This window comes from Variovorax sp. J2P1-31, assembly GCF_030317215.1.
Lineage (GTDB): Bacteria > Pseudomonadota > Gammaproteobacteria > Burkholderiales > Burkholderiaceae_C > Variovorax.
On record NZ_JASZYA010000002.1, the window covers coordinates 1,270,741 to 1,286,150 of the forward strand.

Sequence of the window (15,410 nt, forward strand, 5' to 3'; positions counted from 1 at the left end):
CCAGCTTAATGGCTTGGCCCGGTACCCGCCCTCAGACGAAGGCTGCTGCAGATGCCAGCCAAAGCCGCAAAACAGGCCGCCAGCACCAGCGCGATCAGGGGTCCGCGCCCCTCGTGCGGGCTCCAGATGCTGAAGATCGCCGCCACCAGCACGGCGCCCAGCGTCTGGCCGGTGAGCCGCGCGGTGCCCAGCATGCCGCTGGCCGCACCGCTGCGGTGCGGCGGCGGCGTGGTCACGATGGTGTGGTTGTTGGGCGACTGGAACAGGCCGAAGCCGGCGCCGCACAGCGCCATGCGCCAGACGATGTCGAGGTTGTCGGGCTGCGCCGGCAGCGAGGCCAGCAGCCCCAGGCCGATGGCCAGCAGGCCCAGGCCGATGCCGCCCAGCAGGCCGTCGGGGTAGCGGCCGATCAGCCGCCCGGCGATCGGCGCCATCACCACGATGGCCAGCGGCCAGGCGGTGATCAGCAGGCCGGCCTGCAGGTGGGTGCGGCCGTAGACGTCGAGCAGCAGGAAAGGCAGTGCGATGTACGACAGCATCTGCGCGCAGAAGGCCGCGACCGAGGTGCCCATCGACAGCGCGAACACCGGGATGCGCAGCAGGTCGATCGGGAACAGCGGCACCACCAGCGAACGCTGGCGGCGCAGGTAGACGAAGCCCACCGCCACGCCGGCCAGCAGCAGCGCCCAGGCCATGGGCTGGGCGCCCTGCGCGGCGTCGGCTTCGCGCACGCCGAGCCGGTCGGCGCCGACGAAGATCAGCGCGAACATCAGCACGTTGAGCACCACGTCGACCCAGGAGAAACGCAGGCCGGTGGCCGGTGCCGCGGTGTTGAAGGGCAAGGCGCGCATGCCCAGCGCCAGCACCGCCAGCCCCAGCGGCACGTTGAGCGCGAACAGCCAGGGCCAGGAGGCCACCGACAGGATGGCCGCGGCCACCGAGGGGCCGGCCACCGAGGCGGTCGCCACCACCATCGAGTTGATCGCGATGCCGCGCCCCAACTGCGCCGACGGATAGATCAGCCGCACCATGGCCGCGTTGACGCTCATGATGCCGGCCGCGCCCAGCCCCTGGAAGGCGCGCGCGGCGATCAGCGTGCCGAGGGAATTGGCCAGCGTCGCGGCCAGCGAGGACACGGTGAACAGGGCCACGCCCAGCAGGTAGACGCGGCGGTAGCCGATCCGGTCGCCCAGCGAGGCCAGCGGCAGCAGCATCACCAGCGTGGCGATCTGGTAGGCGTTGACCACCCAGATCGAGTGCGCGGGGCTGGCGTTGAGTTCGCGCGCGATGCCCGGCAGCGCGAGGTTGACGATGGTGCCGTCGAGCACCGAGACCGCGATGCCCAGGATGATCACCGCCATCGCGTACAGGCGCTGCGGCATGGGCAACCCGTCGCGCGGCGCCGCCGCGGCCACGGGGGACGACGCTTCCTCGCGCAGGGTGCCGGCGCTCATTCAGCGCACCGCGGGTTCGGCCACGGCATCGGAAGCGGCGTCGTAGGTACCGCCCAGCGTGAGCCAGGTCAGCACCACGGCCACCAGCGCGCCGCCGGCCATGCCGGCCACCATGGGCAGCGGCCGGCCGTCGGTGAACAGGCCCACCACGCCCATCACGACCGCGCCGGTCAGCATCTGCAGCGTGCCCATCAGCGCCGAGGCGGTGCCGGCGATGCTGCCGTGCTCCTCGAGCGCGAGCACCGAGGTGGTGGGAATCACCAGACCCATCAGGCCGCTGGCGACGAAGTACAGCACCAGCAGCACCCAGATCGAATCGCCGCCCAGCAGGAAGTAGAGGAACATCGCGATCATCACCACGCCGCAGGCCGCCACCGCGCCCTTGACCACGCGCGCCAGCCCGAAGCGCTCGCCCAGCGAGCCGTTGAACTGCGCGGCCGCGAAGAAGGCCGCCGCATTGACGCCGAAGGCCACGCTGTACATCACGGGCGACAGGCCGTAGTGGTCGATCATCACGAAGGACGAGTTGGCCAGGTAGGTGAAGAAGCCGGCCATCGCGAAGCTCCCGATGAAGACCAGGCCCAGGTAGTGCCAGTCGCGCAGCAGCTGGCCGTAGCCGGCCAGCGCGCTGCCCAGGCTGCTCTCGACGCGTTGCTCGGGGGTGCGGGTCTCGCCCAGCGAGGTGCCGATCAGCACCAGCCCCGCCGCGGCCGCCAGCGTGACGGCCCAGAACACCGCGCGCCAGCCGGCCAGCGCGATCACCCCGCTGCCGACCAGCGGCGCGAGGATGGGCGAGATGCTGAACACCAGCATCAGCAGCGACATCAGCCGTGCCGCGTCGTTGCCGGTGTGCAGGTCGCGCACGATGGCCCGCGGGATCGCCATGCCGGCCGCCGCGCCCAGGCCCTGCAGGAAGCGCAGCACGATCAGCGTCTGGATGTCGCCCGCCAGCGCGCAGCCCACGCTGGCCAGCGCGAACAGGCCGAGCCCGAAGTACAGCGGCGGCTTGCGCCCGACCATGTCGGAGATCGGTCCGTAGAAAGGCTGGCCCACCGCCAGCGCCAGGAAGAACACCGTGAGGCTCCACTGCACGGCGCCGATGTCGGCCCGCAGGCTGGTGCCGATGGCCGGCAGCGCGGGCAGGTACATGTCGATGGCGAACGGGCCGATGGCCGACAGCAGGCCCAGCACGAGCGCCATCTTGAAGAAACGCGAAGAAGTCATAGGGGGTGATTGTCGCCAACCCGGCAACGGCCACCCGGCAGCGCGGCGGGCGCGCTTGTGCTACGCCCCCCGCAGGCCCTCGCGGCCGCCCGCTTCGTCGACGCAGGAGATCTGCAGCTGCTGCAGGTGCGAGCGGAAGGCGACGGCGTCGATCCAGCCCTCGACCCGGAAGCCCTCGCGGCCGGGCGAGCCGCCCCCCGCGCCGTGCAGCAGCGTCACCGCGTAGCCGCCGGCCGCCTTGTCGGCCTTGACTTCGACCGCCAGGGTGCGCAGGTCGATCGCCTCGCGCCGGGCGGCCTTGCCCGCCTTGCCGGCGGCCGTCTCGCGCAGCGCCAGCACGCAGGGCGAGACGATCTCGAAGTCCGCGCGCGTGGGGCCGGCCTGCGCGCCCAGATAACCGTTGAGCGCGCGCACGTGGTCGGTGACCGAGAGCGCGGCCGTGCGGGGGTTGTCGCCGGCCGGGTAGCCGTCGGCACAGGCGGCGAGCAGCAGCACGAGGCCGAGGCCGCCGATCAGCCGTGCGAAGTCGTCCATGGGAGGCAGAGGGAAAGAGAGGGAAGGAGGGGCATGCGGAGCGCGCCAGAGTTTCGACGCAGAAAGCGCGCGGCGCGCGCTTGACCTTGGGGGCGGCCCGTGATTTCAACAGGGCCGCATTGTTTCCATTGCCCGAACGCCATGGTTCTGCGCGCACGCGTTTTTGCCGGCCGTTCAGGATCAAACTTCATCCCACAGACCAACGCAGCAAGTTGATCTGGGTGAACAGGCCACCGAGCGAAGAGGCCGCCCCGGGAAGGGGCGGAGACACCCACCCAAGACCGGTTCGACATCATCCAAATCATTGAAGAAAGAGAAATTGAAATGAACACCCGCAAGATCCTCGCCGTCGCAGCCCTCTCCCTCGTCGCTGCCGTTGGCGCCCAAGCCGAAACCTATGACGGCGTGCTGACCGTGCGCTCGAGCCTGAGCCGCGCCGACACCCAGGGCCAGGCCGTGGCCGCCGCCCGCGCCGGCAACATCTACGGCGACACCTACGGCAGCGGCGTGCTGGCCGTCAATTCGACCGTCGACCGCGCCGCGGTGCGTGCCGAGGCCGTGGCCGCCGCGCACAACCCGCTGCAGAGCCTGGACCGCCGCGCCTTCTACCGCGACCAGGTGCCCACCGCCTACCTGAAGCCCCGCGTGTCCTTCACGCAGCAAGCTTCGCGCTGAACCACGGCGGGCCCGCTGTCCGACTAGAACGCGTCGAACAGCGAGGCCGTCCCGGTCGGCCGCGCGCCCTCGTTGTGCAGCATGCGCATCTTGGCCAGCGCGCCGCCCGGCGCCGAGAAGCCACCCGGGCGTCCATCGGCCGCCAGCACGCGGTGGCAGGGCACGATGGGCGCGAAGGGATTGCGACCCAGCGCCTGCCCCACCGCACGGGCCAGCCCCTTGCCGCCGAGTTCCTCGGCGACCTCCCCGTAAGTCCTTGTCTGGCCCGGCCGGATGCGCCGCGCGATCGCATAGACGCGCCGGTGGAATTCGGGCACACCCTCTTCGTCCAGCACGATCTCCAGCAGGTCGAGCGGCGCACCGGCCAGCATCGCGCTCGTGGCGTCGATGGCCGCCCGCACGCCCGGCGGCGGCAGCGCTTCGGCCAGGGCCGGAAAGCGCGCCTGCATGCGCGCGCGGGTCAGCGCTTCGTCGCGCTCGGGCAGCTGCACACCCACGATGCCGCGCTCGCCCCAGGCGATGCTGCAGGGGCCGATCACCGTGTCGAAGACGGCGAAACCGGCGGGGCATTCGGGCTGCACGCCGGCATCAGTCATGCAGCAGCACCTGGCAGCCGTCGGGCCGAAGCTCCAACAGTGTCTTGACCTCGCGCGCGATCTCCGCGCGGCGGCCGGCCTTCAGCGCCCGAAGCCGCTCGCCGTCGACCTGCCGGATCGTCTGCAACAGCAAGGTGATGGGATAGACCCGCCGGGGCATCTGCGCCGGCACCTCCTCCCAGGCCCAGACACACTCGCCCACGAAACGCACGCCCTCGTCGTCGACGAACTCGAAGGACTCACCGCGGTGGGTCAGGCGGGCGTGCTTCATCGGGCGGCGCTTGGGCCCGGCGCGCCTACTTGAGCGTCCTGGCGAACGCCAGCACGCGCTCGCCATCCGCCTCGGTGTAGACCATGGCCGGCGTCAGGCCCACATAGCGCCCGCCTTCGTGTGGCCGGGCCTCGACGAGCTGAAGCCCCACCAGCTTGCCCGAGGGCACATAGCGGGTCTCGATGTAGATGCCGGTCTGCCCCTCCTTGACGATGGGCAGCTGCGCGACCGCCTCGTAGTCCTCGGCCTTGAGCAAGGCGGTCAGGCGGTCCTTCAGGGCGAAGGCATACCAGGCCTGCTCGTACACCATCGACTCGCCGGTCTGCACATGCTTGAGCATCACGAGCAGCTTGCGCTTGAAGAGCTTCAGCTCCTCCATCAGGAACGCGAAGAGGTCGCCGTATTCGCCCGGTGCCGTTTCAGGGGTACGCAGAACTGCCATGGTGTCGTGCTGCCTTTCTGGAGGGATCGAAGGGTGAAAGCCAGCGCACTTTACCCTTCCTCCGCCTCCCTGCCGCGCGCCATTCAGCGCGGATAGACAGGGGTGCAACGCCTGCTTGCGCGACAGATGCGCAGCGGATGCTGAAATGGCGCCTATCGGCAGCGCGACCTGAACTGAAGGTCGCGCAACTGTTTGCGCTGGTCGCGCAGGCGGTCTTGCGCCCCCGCGCTCTGCGGCTGCCGCGCGGCCGCATCCAGCCAGGCGATCTGCGCGTCGATGTCGGCGCAGGCCGAGACCGTGCCGTCGACCTGCTGCGCCACGCGCCGCTCGTGCGCCGCCATCGCCTGCGCCGCCTCGCGGTTCTGCTGGACCGAAGCCGCGCGCGCCTCCGGACTCATGCCGTCGGCCAGGTTGCTGTCGGGCCGCAGCTCGACCATCGCGCCGCGCGTCCCTGCCGGGCAGGGTCCGTCGGAATAGCTGGCGGCGCCGGCGTTGCTCAGGCACTTCGTGACGCGCTCGATGCGCGGTTGCGGCGCGGGCGAAGGCGACAGCCTGGGCGCCGGGGGCACGGTACGCCCTTCCGCCGGCGCATTCGGCACCGGGCGCGGCGCATTGGCATCGTCCCGGAACCACGTCTGCCACAGCACCCAGGCCAGCACCGCCAGCAGGGCCGCCGCCCCCACCGCCAGCAGCAGGCTGCGGTTCGAGGACGGCACCGGCCGCAGGCGGCGCTCGAAGGCCGTCAGGGGCGCCCGGCTGCTGTGCAGCGGGGCCAGGTCGGAGAACGGGGCGCGCACGGCCAGCTCAGGCCGGGTCCGCGGTCGGCGCGCCGGTCAGCAGGCGCTCGAGGGCCTTGGGCTGCAGCGGCCGCGCGAAGCCGTAGCCCTGGATGTCGTCGCACTTGAGCGCCTCCAGCGCCGCGGCCTGCGCGGGCGTCTCCATGCCCTCGGCCGTGACCTTCATGCCCAGCGCATGCGCGAGCGACACGATGGCCGCGACGATGGCGTAGCCCTTGCCCGGCTGGTCCACGTTCATCACCAGCGAGCGGTCGATCTTGAGCCGGTCGAAGGGAAACTGCGTGAGGTAGGAGAAGCTCGAGTAGCCGGTGCCGAAGTCGTCGATGGCCAGCTCGATGCCCAGCTGGCGCAGCTGCTCGAGCGTGGCCAGCGCGCGCGCCGCGTCGTTGAGGAAGATGCTCTCGGTGATCTCGATCTCCAGGTGCTCGGGCCCCAGGCCCGCATCGGCCAGCGCGCTCTGCACCATCTCGACCAGCCCGGGCGACAGCAGCTGGTGGGCCGACACGTTGACCGCCACCCGCGGTGCCTCGCCGCCCTTGCGCGCCATCAGCCGGTGCAGCCGGCCCACCTCGCGGCAGGCTTCGCGCATCACCCATTCGCCGATCGGCACGATCAGGCCGATGTCCTCGGCCACCGGGATGAAGGCCGCGGGGCTGACCGGCCCCAGCGCCGGGCACTGCCAGCGCAGCAGCGCCTCCATGTGGCGCACGCGCCCGGTCGCGAGGTGGAGCTGCGGCTGGAACACCAGGCTGAACTGGTTGCGCTCGAGCGCCTCGCGCAGCAGGCCTTCGAGCTGCAGCCGGCCCTCGGCCTGGGACTGCATCGCGTTGCTGAACCAGCGCGCCTGCGCCGCACCCGCCGCCTTGGCCACGCCCAACGCCACACGCGCGCGGTGCAGCAGCTCGGTCACGTCGGCGCGGTTCTCGAGGTTGCTGATCGCGCCGCCGATGCAGGCCGTGAGGCGCAGGCTGCGGTCGGCGCCCTGCATGGGCAGCGACAGGCCGTGCAGCATGGCGTCGATGCGGGCGTCGACCTCGTGCGTGTCGCCGTCCACCACGCAGGCCAGCAGCCCGCCTCCCAGGGTCGCAAGCACCGCTTCGGGCCCGATCGCGCCGCGGATGCGGTGCGCACACAGCTGCAGCACCTGCCCCAGCATTTCGTCGCCCTGCGAATCGCGCAGCCGCGCCATCTGGTCGAGCTCGACCACCAGCAGCGCGCAGGGCCGCTGACGCTGGCGCGCGGACTGCAGCTTGAGCGCCGCGCGCTCGCGCAGCCAGGCCACGTTGGGCAATTGGGTCCAGGCGTCGTGGAAGCCGTCGTTCCAGCGTGCCATCGCCTGCGTCTCGCGCGGCGGCACCGGGACCAGCGTGCCGAGCCAGCTGTGCGGCGCATCGTCCTGCTGCGGCATCGCGGTGAGCACGAGCTGCACCGGCAGCGTGCGGCCGTCGCGGTGCTGGGTGGTCCACGACGGGCGGGCGAGCGACTCGGGGCCCGACGGCAGCTCGAAGGCGCCATGCACCAGCGCGATGGTCTGCCGATCGACCAGCTCATGGGCCCTGTGGCCCGTCAGTCGCTCGTAGGCGGGATTGACCCGCAGGTAGACGCCCTGGGCGTCGCATGCGAACAGCGCCTGCGGCAGGCTGTCGACGATATCGGCATTCCGGACCGCGGCAATGGAGGACATGGGATCACCCGCTCAAAGATGAAGAACCATTGTAGTGAGCGCTCCGGCGGCGCCCGCGCCCTGCCCGCCCGCGCCGCTAGGAGCCGCTCTTGAGCCGCGCGTACTCGCTGCGCTTCATCTCCAGGTACTCCGAGCGCTCGGTCTCGTGCAGCTGCCGTGCGTAGCGCTCGGTGGCGTCGAACCAGGCGGCCAGCCGGCGGTCGAGCTGCTCGGGCCGCGGCGCGTCGAGGAAGGCGTCGATCGCCAGGTAGTAGCGCATGGTGTTGCGCTCGACCACGCCGCGCACGCCGCCCACGTAGCCGGACGCGCCCTTGGGCGTGAAGCCGACCTTGTCGCTGCCCAGCGTGCCGAGGTAGGCCTGCATGGCCAGCCGCGCGGCGGTGCCGTAGCCGTAGGCATAGGACAGGTGGACGAAGCTCTGCTTCGCACTCAGCGGCGTGGCCTCGAAGCCGATGCGGTAGTCGCGCGTGGACATCGGCCCGCTGGCGGCCGACAGCCGCACCGACAGGTAGTCGGCCGTCGCCGCCGCACCGCCCCAGGTGAAGGGCACGCGCTGCGCCTGGTCGAGCGGCTGGTCGAACTTGCGTCCGATCGCCACCTCGACCACGGGCGCGGCCTCGCCGCCCTTGACCACGCAATGCTTGGTGTTGAGGTGCAGCATCAGCACCTCGCACCAGTTGGCCGGCCGCTCGAGCGCCGACAGCTCGGCGAACGGATGGTCGACCACCGCGTAGATGTCGCCGCTCAGCCGGTCGGGGCTCTCCGTGGAGTCGAGCACCAGCCGGCGCTGGAAGGGGTTGTCGGCCAGGCGCGCGGTCAGCGCCTGGTGCCGGGCCTTGAGCGCGGCCGCGTCCTGGGCCGCGGCACCCGTGCCGAAGCACAGCAGGGAGAGGCCGAGCGCGACGGCCGACAGGCCCCGGAGGGCCCGGCGCAGGGTGATGGGATTCGACATGATCCGGCCACCCTACGCGCGGCCGCGGCGCCGCCGTGTAGGAAAACAGGTCGGCCGGACGGGTTCAGCCGCGCAGTTGGGCGCGCAGCTGCTGGCCGATCTCCGGCCGTTCGAGGAAGGGGTCGGCCGGGTTGGTGCCCGAGACGATGCCTTCCATGCGGCTCTTCACGTTGCCCAGCGCCTTGGGGTGGCTGAAGATGTAGAACTGGTTGTCGCGGATCGCGTCGAACACCTTGCCCGCCACGTCGGCCGCGCTGACCTTGCCGCTGCTCACGGCCTTGGAGGTCATGGCCTGGCCGATCAGCTGGCTCTTGGTGAGTTCGCCCGCGGGCAGGTCGCCGGGTCGGTTGCGTTCGCTGCTGTGGATGCCGGTGGCGACGAAATACGGGCACAGCAGGCTGGCGCCGACCTGGTCGGTCACCAGCGAGAGGTCTTGGTAGAGCGTTTCGGTGAGGCTCACCACCGCGTGCTTGCTCACGTTGTAGACGCCCATGTTGGGCGGCGTCAGCAGGCCCGCCATGCTGGCGGTGTTGACGATGTGGCCACGGTACGACGGGTCCTTCGCGGCGGCGGCCAGCATCATCGGCGTGAACAGGCGCACGCCGTGCACCACGCCCCAGACGTTGACGCCCATCACCCATTCCCAGTCGGCCACGGTGTTCTCCCACACCAGCCCGCCCGCGCCCACGCCCGCGTTGTTGAACACGAAGTGCGGCGCGCCGAAGCGCTGCTGCACCGCCTGCGCGAGCGATTCCATCTGGTCGGCCTTCGACACGTCGACCCGGCGCGCCAGCACCTGGGCGCCCGCGGCCTCCATCTCGGCCTGGGCGCGGTCGAGCGCGTCCTGCTGCACGTCGACCAGCACGAGGTTCATGCCGCGCGCCGCGCCGATGCGCGCGCACTCGAGGCCGAAGCCCGATCCGGCGCCGGTGAGCACGGCGGTCTTGCCCTTGAAATCCTGAATCATGGAAGCGGTCCTTTTTGCGTTGTCGTCTCTTGCCTCGTATTGAACCGCGTTGCGGCGCCGCGCGATGTCCTGCGCGCGACGGCGTTCAGCCCTCGGCCTTGCGCAGCACGTAGCCGATGCGCGGGAAGTGCACGTGCACGGTGCCCGTGCGTTCTCCGCTGCGCGCCAGCGTGTAGTGGGTGCGCGTCGCGGCGACCAGCTGGCCGGCGGTTTCCTCGAGGCCGAAGCTCTCGGCCCGGACCGTGACCGCGCTGCCCAGCGGGATGCCGTGGTCGTCCTGGAAGGTGCTGTCGGTCAGCACCGTCCGGGGCGTGGCCGCCTGGGCCGCGGCGATGGCTTCCGCCGCGCTGAATTTCTCCGGCTGGCCGTGGCCGATGGCCGCGATGCGGTCCATCCAGTCGACCACCGCCGGCGTGAGGTCGAGGATGCCCTTCACGGCCTCGATGCGGCGCGTGTACCAGAGCGGATGGTAGGCCGAGAAGTCGGCGATGCAGGGCACTTCGCCGAGCAGGAAGGGCTTGTCGTCGAGCATGTCCGACAGGCGCCGCAGGTAGGACTTGTAGGCGCTGGTGGCGTCGGCCGGCCGCAGCCGCGTCATGTTGCCCGCGCTCATCTTGCCGCGGTCCTCGCCGAAGGCCTTGGCGGCCTCGGGCGGCGCATGGGCGAAGACCTCGGCCGCGCCCTTGGGCTGGAGGTTCCAGGCCATCGCGGCCCAGAACAGCGTGGTGTCGGCCCACTGCGACAGGATCCGGGACATGCCCTTCTCGGGCTCCGGGTAGAGCGTCGCCTGGGGCTGCAGGTGTTCCAGCACGTCGGCGATCAGCGCCGAATCGCAGTACATGTCGGCACCGATCTGCAGGAAGGGCGTCTTGCGGTAGCCGCCGGTGAGTTCCAGCACCTCGGGCTTGGGCATGATCGGCGGGATGAAGACCGACTTCCACGGCAGCTTCTTGACGCCCAGGATCAGGCGGACCTTCTCGGAGAAGGGAGACGTGGGGTAGTGATGGAGGATGAGATCGGTCATGCCCCCACCCTACCCGCTCCGCCCGGCAACGTCGAGTCCTGGGCGCGACAGGCGTGCCGGCGGCTCAGCGCGGCAGGGCCCGGGCGATGATCGCGTCGACATCGGCCCCGCGGCCCAGCGTGCCGAAGGCATGGCCCCAGTCGCCGTCGATGCGCGAGGCGCAGAAGCCGTCGGTGACGGCCGGCGGCGCGGTCTGCGCCAGCAGCGCCCCCTGCACCGCCAGCGCCACGTCCTGCGCCAGCCGGCGCGCCTCGGGCTCGGTGGCCAGGGCCTCGATGCGCGCGGGCAGCGCATCGGACAGGCGGTCGAGCGCGGCGTGGAGGCCGCGCGCGGGCGCGAGTTCCTGCGCCAGCGCCGCCACCGCGTCGCCCTTGCGGGTGGCGCGCAGCAGGTCGAGCGCCATGATGTTGCCCGCGCCTTCCCAGATCGAGTTGAGCGGCATCTCGCGGTAGACCCGCGCCATCACGCACTCGCCGCCCTCCTCCACGTAGCCGTTGCCGCCCAGGCATTCCATCGCCTCCTGCGCGAAGTGGCTGCCGCGCTTGCAGATCCAGTACTTGGCGACCGGCGTGAGCAGGCGCGCCATCAGGCGCTCGTGGGCGTCGCCGGGCCGGTCGAAGGCGCGTGCGAGCCGGATCGCGAGCGCGGTCGCGGCTTCGCTCTCGAGCGCCAGGTCGGCCAGCACGTTCTTCATCAGCGGGTGTTCGATCAGCGGCTTGCCGAAGGCGCTGCGCTGCGCCGTGTGGTCGAGCGCCAGCGACAGCGCCTGGCGCATCAGGCCGCTGGTACCCAGCGCGCAGTCGAGCCGGGTCATGGTGCCCATCTCGAGGATCTGCGGCACGCCACGGCCCTCCTCGCCCACCCGCCAGGCGGTAGCCGCCTGGAACTCGACCTCGGAACTGGCGTTGGCCCTGTTGCCCAGCTTGTCCTTCAGGCGCTGGATGCGGACCGCGTTGCGCGTGCCGTCGGGCAGCACGCGCGGCAAGAAGAAGCAGCTGAGCCCGGCCGGCGCCTGCGCCAGCACCAAAAAGGCATCGCACATCGGCGCCGAGAAGAACCACTTGTGGCCGGTGATCGCGTAGCGTTCGCCCCAGGCGTCGCTGCCCTCGCGCACCGCCTGCGTGGTGTTGGCCCGCACGTCGGAGCCGCCCTGCTTCTCGGTCATGCCCATGCCCATGGTCAGGCCGGGCTTGTCGCGCCAGGGCCTGAGCGCCGGGTCATACACGCGGCTGGCCAGCCTGGGCCCCCAGTCGGCGTAGACCGCGGCATTGGCGCGCAGCGCCGGGGTCGCGGCGTAGGTCATGGAGATCGGGCACAGCACCGAGGGCTCGAGCTCGGTGAAGAGCATGAAGGCGGCCGCGCGCTCGACGTGCGGCGAGGCCTGGTCCGCCGGCGCGGTGGAAGCCCAGGGCGTGCCGTGCAGACCCGCCTCCACCGCCGCGCTCATCAGCACGTGGTAGCTGGGATGGAACTCCACCTCGTCGATGCGGCGGCCGAAGCGGTCGTGCGAATGCAGCACCGGCGCGTGCGTGTTGGCCTGCCGCGCATGGGCCTGCATCGCGTCGGTGCCGACCAGCGCACCGAGCGCCTCGAGCCCGGCCGTCGGCAGTTGTGGCGCATGGAAACGCAAGGCATCGCGTAAAGCGCGGTTCGATGTGAACAGGTTGTAGCCCGCGAGCGGCACGGGCTGGTTGAAAACCTCGTGCGTCGCGTGCATCACGGTGCTCCCGTTTCAGGTGCTCAGATGAGCTTGACCAGTTGCTTGCCGAAGTTGCGGCCCTTGAGCAGGCCCAGGAAAGCCTCGGGCGCCGCGGCGATGCCCTCGGCCACCGACTCGCGCGGGCGCAGCTTGCCGCTGGCCACCAGGCCGCCCAGCTCCTTGAGCGCCTCGGGCCAGAACTCCATGTGCTCGCTGACGATGAAGCCTTCGATCTTCAGCCGGTTGATCAGGATCAGCGCCGGGTTGGCCAGCGGCAGCGGCGCACCGTCGTAGCCGGCGATCATCCCGCACAGCGCCACGCGGGCGAAGGCGTTGGTGCGCAGCAGCACCGCATCGAAGATGTAGCCGCCGACGTTCTCGAAGTAGCCGTCGATGCCGTCCGGGCAGGCTTCCTTGAGCGCCTGCGACATGCTCTTGACGTCGGGATGCTGCTTGTAGTCGATGCAGGCGTCGAAGCCCAGTTCCTCGGTCGCGTAGCGGCACTTGTCCGTGCCGCCCGCGATGCCCACCACACGGCAGCCACGGGCCTTGGCCAGCGCGGCGAAGGCGCTGCCCACCGCGCCGCTGGCGGCCGTGACCACCACCGTCTCGCCGGCCTTGGGCGCGATGATCTTGACCAGGCCGTACCAGGCGGTCACGCCCGGCATGCCGACCGCGCCCAGGTAGTGCGACAGCGGCACGTGCGTGGTGTCGACCTTGCGCAGCGCGCCGACCACGTTGCCGTCGACCACGCTGTACTCCTGCCAGCCGCCGAAGCCCACCACCGTGTCGCCCACGGCGTACTTGGGGTTCCGGCTCTCGACCACCTCGCCCACCGTGCCGCCCTGCATCACCTGGCCCAGCGGCTGCGGCTGCGCGTAGCTCTTGGAGTCGTTCATGCGCCCACGCATGTACGGGTCCAGGCTCAGGTAGTGATGGCGCACCAGCACCTGGTTGTCCTCGAGCGCCGGCGTCTCGGCAGTCACGAGCTTGAAGTTGCCGACGACGGCCTCGCCCTCGGGGCGGTTGTCCAGATGTTGTTGGCGATTGGTGGGCATGGCGTTCCTTGTGTGTGGATGCAATCAGTTCAGGGATACCGCGGAACCGGCTCTGCCGGGCCGCTGGTATCGCCCCCCTTCGGGGGGAGGCGCCGACGGCGCTTCAGGGAGTCAGTCCGTCGACGGCGGACGTTGTGCGTTCGCGCTCGCGGGCCCCGTCGGCAGCCGCCGCTTCACGTACTTGAAGGTGCCCGTCGACTGCGCGCAGGCCTGCTCCTTCTCATCGTAGATCGTGGCTTCGACGAAAGCCAGCGTCGCGGTGCGGTGGATCAGCCGGCCGCGCGCGCGCAGCGGGCCGACCGAGGGCCGCATGAAGCTGGTCTTCATCTCGATCGTGACCACGCCGACTTCGGGGGTATCGCTGCGCGCCGCCGCGGCCATCGCGATGTCCAGCAGCGTCATGCAGGCGCCGCCGTGCGCCACGTCGAAGGTGTTCAGGTGCTCGGGCTTGGGCGTGTAGAGGATCTCGGAGGCCCCGCCCTCGAACCTGGTGAGCTCGAAGCCCAGGTGCCGCGCGAACGGGATCTGGCTGGTGTAGGAACGGACGTTGATGTCCTGGTTGTCGCTCACGGTCGCGGTCCCGTTCAGGCCAGCACGACGCTCACGCCGCCGTCGACCGCCAGCCACTGGCCGGTGATGTGCTTGCCGGCTTCGCTCGCGTAGAGCAGCGTGATGCCCTTGAGGTCCTCGTCGTCGCCCAGGCGGCCCAACGGCACGGTGGCGGTCATCTTGTCCTCGCCCACGTTCTGGATCAGCACCGAGGCCATCTTGGTCATGAAGAAGCCGGGGCAGATCGCGTTGACGTTGATGTTGTACTTGCCCCATTCGGCGGCCAGCGTCTTGGTGAAGCCGATCACCGCGGTCTTCGAGGTGTTGTAGGCCAGGGTCTGGATCTCGGGGCCGTTGCCGTTGAGGCCCGCGATCGAGGCGATGTTGATGATGCGCCCGGTCCTGTTCGGGATCATGTACTGGTTGGCCACCTGCTGCGCCAGCACGAAGTAGCCGCGCACGTTGAGGTTCATCACCTTGTCCCAGGCATTGACCGGATGCGATTCGGCCGGCGCCCCCCAGCTCGCGCCGGCGTTGTTGACCAGGATGTCGATCGCGCCCATGCGCTCGAGCGTCTGGTCGGCCAGGCGGCGGGTGTCCTCCTCCTTGGCGCAGTCGGCCGCGATCCAGCGCGCGTCGATGCCCGCGGCCTGCAGCTCGGCGGTCGCCTGCTCCAGGTCGTCGGCCTTGCGCGAGCTCAGCATGATCCGCGCACCGGCCTCGCCCAGCGCATGGGCCATCTGCAGGCCCAGGCCGCGCGAGCCGCCGGTGATGAGCGCGGACTTGCCGCTGAGGTCGAAAAGTTGTTGAACGGTGCGTTGGCTCATGGGTGCGTCTTTCTGTGTGTGGGTTCCGATCCGCCGCTTCGCAACCGGCAGGACCAAGTCCAGGGATACCGTGGAACCGGCTTCGCCGGGCCACCGGTATCGCCCCCTGGGGGGAGGCGCCGCAGGCGCTTCGGGGGGGTTAAATCTCGTAATCGAAGACGCTGCGCGAAGCCCGCGCCGGCAGCGTCGCCACCACCTCCTGATGCCGCGGATGCACGACATAGGCCTGCAGCGCCGCCGCATCGTCGAACACCGAATACAGCGCCACGTCGTGGTTGGCTTCCAGGCCCTCGGCCTGCACGGCGACCTCGAACTCGCGCATGCCGGGCACGATGCCCTTGCAGGTCTCGAGCAGCTGCTTGAATTGCGGCGCCTGGGCGGCGTCGACGAGTTTCCACATCACGATGTGCTTGATCATGGCCGGCCCTGTCAGTCCTTGTAGCGCGAACGCAGGTAGATGAGCGCCACGCCGACGACCGCGGCGAGCGCGCCCGGCGTGGCCATGCTCCAGCCGAGCACCGTGTCGGTGCGGGCGGTGGCGACGCCCAGGATCACCAGGAACAGGCCCCCGTAGATCAGGAGCCAGGTCCATTTCTCCAGGCCGGCGTGCGGCTTGGGCGGTTCGTTCGAACGTAGTTTGGGCATGTAACTTCCGCT

At 70.5% G+C, this 15,410-nt stretch carries 18 protein-coding genes; 1 reads left to right on the forward strand and 17 read right to left on the reverse strand.

All coding sequences use genetic code 11. The features are described 5' to 3' along the window. Positions 1–5: 5 nt before the first annotated feature. Genes QTI20_RS17025 through QTI20_RS17035 form a run of 3 tightly spaced genes read right to left on the reverse strand, consistent with a single transcriptional unit; the run spans position 6 to position 3,212 of the window. Positions 6–1,454, reverse strand: a complete 1,449-nt coding sequence (locus QTI20_RS17025; protein WP_503011411.1) for an MFS transporter — start codon at positions 1,452–1,454, stop codon at positions 6–8. Next, positions 1,455–2,678, reverse strand: a complete 1,224-nt coding sequence (locus QTI20_RS17030; protein ID WP_286552573.1) for a multidrug effflux MFS transporter — start codon at positions 2,676–2,678, stop codon at positions 1,455–1,457. It lies immediately after the preceding gene. A 60-nt stretch (positions 2,679–2,738) separates the two neighbouring features. Beyond that, complete coding sequence (locus QTI20_RS17035) at positions 2,739–3,212, reverse strand: hypothetical protein (RefSeq protein WP_286552574.1); 474 nt, start codon at positions 3,210–3,212, stop codon at positions 2,739–2,741. A 324-nt stretch (positions 3,213–3,536) separates the two neighbouring features. On the opposite strand from QTI20_RS17035, the gene QTI20_RS17040 reads away from it, so the two are divergent. Further along, on the forward strand, positions 3,537–3,887 hold the full coding sequence (locus tag QTI20_RS17040; protein ID WP_183026730.1) for an alpha/beta hydrolase: 351 nt from the start codon (positions 3,537–3,539) through the stop codon (positions 3,885–3,887). 23 nt (positions 3,888–3,910) lie between these two features. On the opposite strand, the gene QTI20_RS17045 is transcribed toward QTI20_RS17040, so the two are convergent. The 14 genes from QTI20_RS17045 to QTI20_RS17110 form a co-directional block, all read right to left on the reverse strand. Continuing rightward, positions 3,911–4,483 (reverse strand): methylated-DNA--[protein]-cysteine S-methyltransferase, encoded by a 573-nt coding sequence (locus QTI20_RS17045; RefSeq protein WP_286552575.1) that lies wholly within the window; start codon positions 4,481–4,483, stop codon positions 3,911–3,913. Further along, positions 4,476–4,754, reverse strand: coding sequence for a hypothetical protein (locus tag QTI20_RS17050; protein ID WP_286552577.1), 279 nt, complete (start codon positions 4,752–4,754; stop codon positions 4,476–4,478). The genes QTI20_RS17045 and QTI20_RS17050 overlap by 8 nt, the downstream gene beginning before the upstream one ends. A 25-nt stretch (positions 4,755–4,779) precedes the next feature. Continuing rightward, positions 4,780–5,196 (reverse strand): hypothetical protein, encoded by a 417-nt coding sequence (locus QTI20_RS17055; protein ID WP_183026732.1) that lies wholly within the window; start codon positions 5,194–5,196, stop codon positions 4,780–4,782. A gap of 152 nt (positions 5,197–5,348) precedes the next feature. After that, on the reverse strand, positions 5,349–5,993 hold the full coding sequence (locus QTI20_RS17060) for a hypothetical protein (protein ID WP_286552578.1): 645 nt from the start codon (positions 5,991–5,993) through the stop codon (positions 5,349–5,351). Between the two features lie 7 nt (positions 5,994–6,000). After that, the gene (locus QTI20_RS17065; RefSeq protein WP_286552582.1) at positions 6,001–7,677 is read right to left on the reverse strand and encodes a putative bifunctional diguanylate cyclase/phosphodiesterase; all 1,677 of its coding nucleotides are present in this window, start codon (positions 7,675–7,677) and stop codon (positions 6,001–6,003) included. 76 nt (positions 7,678–7,753) lie between these two features. After that, the gene (locus QTI20_RS17070) at positions 7,754–8,629 is read right to left on the reverse strand and encodes a hypothetical protein (RefSeq protein WP_286552584.1); all 876 of its coding nucleotides are present in this window, start codon (positions 8,627–8,629) and stop codon (positions 7,754–7,756) included. 64 nt (positions 8,630–8,693) lie between these two features. After that, entirely contained in the window at positions 8,694–9,596 is a 903-nt protein-coding gene (locus QTI20_RS17075) for an SDR family oxidoreductase (protein WP_286552585.1), read from the reverse strand. 85 nt (positions 9,597–9,681) lie between these two features. Beyond that, positions 9,682–10,620, reverse strand: a complete 939-nt coding sequence (locus tag QTI20_RS17080) for a glutathione S-transferase family protein (RefSeq protein ID WP_286552586.1) — start codon at positions 10,618–10,620, stop codon at positions 9,682–9,684. A 64-nt stretch (positions 10,621–10,684) separates the two neighbouring features. Beyond that, positions 10,685–12,337 carry an isovaleryl-CoA dehydrogenase gene (locus QTI20_RS17085; protein ID WP_286552588.1) on the reverse strand — a complete coding sequence of 551 codons (1,653 nt, stop codon included), beginning with the start codon at positions 12,335–12,337 and terminating at the stop codon, positions 10,685–10,687. 23 nt (positions 12,338–12,360) lie between these two features. Next, entirely contained in the window at positions 12,361–13,377 is a 1,017-nt protein-coding gene (locus QTI20_RS17090) for an NADP-dependent oxidoreductase (RefSeq protein WP_286552589.1), read from the reverse strand. A gap of 111 nt (positions 13,378–13,488) precedes the next feature. Then, entirely contained in the window at positions 13,489–13,947 is a 459-nt protein-coding gene (locus QTI20_RS17095; RefSeq protein WP_286552590.1) for a PaaI family thioesterase, read from the reverse strand. Between the two features lie 14 nt (positions 13,948–13,961). Further along, entirely contained in the window at positions 13,962–14,753 is a 792-nt protein-coding gene (locus QTI20_RS17100) for an SDR family oxidoreductase (protein WP_286552591.1), read from the reverse strand. A gap of 139 nt (positions 14,754–14,892) precedes the next feature. After that, positions 14,893–15,171: a Dabb family protein gene (locus QTI20_RS17105; protein ID WP_286552592.1), complete on the reverse strand. Its 279-nt coding sequence runs from the start codon at positions 15,169–15,171 to the stop codon at positions 14,893–14,895. Positions 15,172–15,182: 11 nt separating this feature from the next. After that, on the reverse strand, positions 15,183–15,398 hold the full coding sequence (locus QTI20_RS17110) for a hypothetical protein (protein ID WP_286552593.1): 216 nt from the start codon (positions 15,396–15,398) through the stop codon (positions 15,183–15,185). Positions 15,399–15,410 lie beyond the last annotated feature (12 nt).

Coding starts and splice junctions, on each gene's coding strand:
- QTI20_RS17025 (WP_503011411.1), bottom strand. CDS start 1,454: ATGAGCGCCGGCACCCTGCGCGAGGAAGCGTCGTCCCCCGTGGCCGCG.
- QTI20_RS17030 (WP_286552573.1), bottom strand. CDS start 2,678: ATGACTTCTTCGCGTTTCTTCAAGATGGCGCTCGTGCTGGGCCTGCTG.
- QTI20_RS17035 (WP_286552574.1), bottom strand. CDS start 3,212: ATGGACGACTTCGCACGGCTGATCGGCGGCCTCGGCCTCGTGCTGCTG.
- QTI20_RS17040 (WP_183026730.1), top strand. CDS start 3,537: ATGAACACCCGCAAGATCCTCGCCGTCGCAGCCCTCTCCCTCGTCGCT.
- QTI20_RS17045 (WP_286552575.1), bottom strand. CDS start 4,483: ATGACTGATGCCGGCGTGCAGCCCGAATGCCCCGCCGGTTTCGCCGTC.
- QTI20_RS17050 (WP_286552577.1), bottom strand. CDS start 4,754: ATGAAGCACGCCCGCCTGACCCACCGCGGTGAGTCCTTCGAGTTCGTC.
- QTI20_RS17055 (WP_183026732.1), bottom strand. CDS start 5,196: ATGGCAGTTCTGCGTACCCCTGAAACGGCACCGGGCGAATACGGCGAC.
- QTI20_RS17065 (WP_286552582.1), bottom strand. CDS start 7,677: ATGTCCTCCATTGCCGCGGTCCGGAATGCCGATATCGTCGACAGCCTG.
- QTI20_RS17070 (WP_286552584.1), bottom strand. CDS start 8,629: ATGTCGAATCCCATCACCCTGCGCCGGGCCCTCCGGGGCCTGTCGGCC.
- QTI20_RS17075 (WP_286552585.1), bottom strand. CDS start 9,596: ATGATTCAGGATTTCAAGGGCAAGACCGCCGTGCTCACCGGCGCCGGA.
- QTI20_RS17080 (WP_286552586.1), bottom strand. CDS start 10,620: ATGACCGATCTCATCCTCCATCACTACCCCACGTCTCCCTTCTCCGAG.
- QTI20_RS17085 (WP_286552588.1), bottom strand. CDS start 12,337: ATGCACGCGACGCACGAGGTTTTCAACCAGCCCGTGCCGCTCGCGGGC.
- QTI20_RS17090 (WP_286552589.1), bottom strand. CDS start 13,377: ATGCCCACCAATCGCCAACAACATCTGGACAACCGCCCCGAGGGCGAG.
- QTI20_RS17100 (WP_286552591.1), bottom strand. CDS start 14,753: ATGAGCCAACGCACCGTTCAACAACTTTTCGACCTCAGCGGCAAGTCC.
- QTI20_RS17105 (WP_286552592.1), bottom strand. CDS start 15,171: ATGATCAAGCACATCGTGATGTGGAAACTCGTCGACGCCGCCCAGGCG.
- QTI20_RS17110 (WP_286552593.1), bottom strand. CDS start 15,398: ATGCCCAAACTACGTTCGAACGAACCGCCCAAGCCGCACGCCGGCCTG.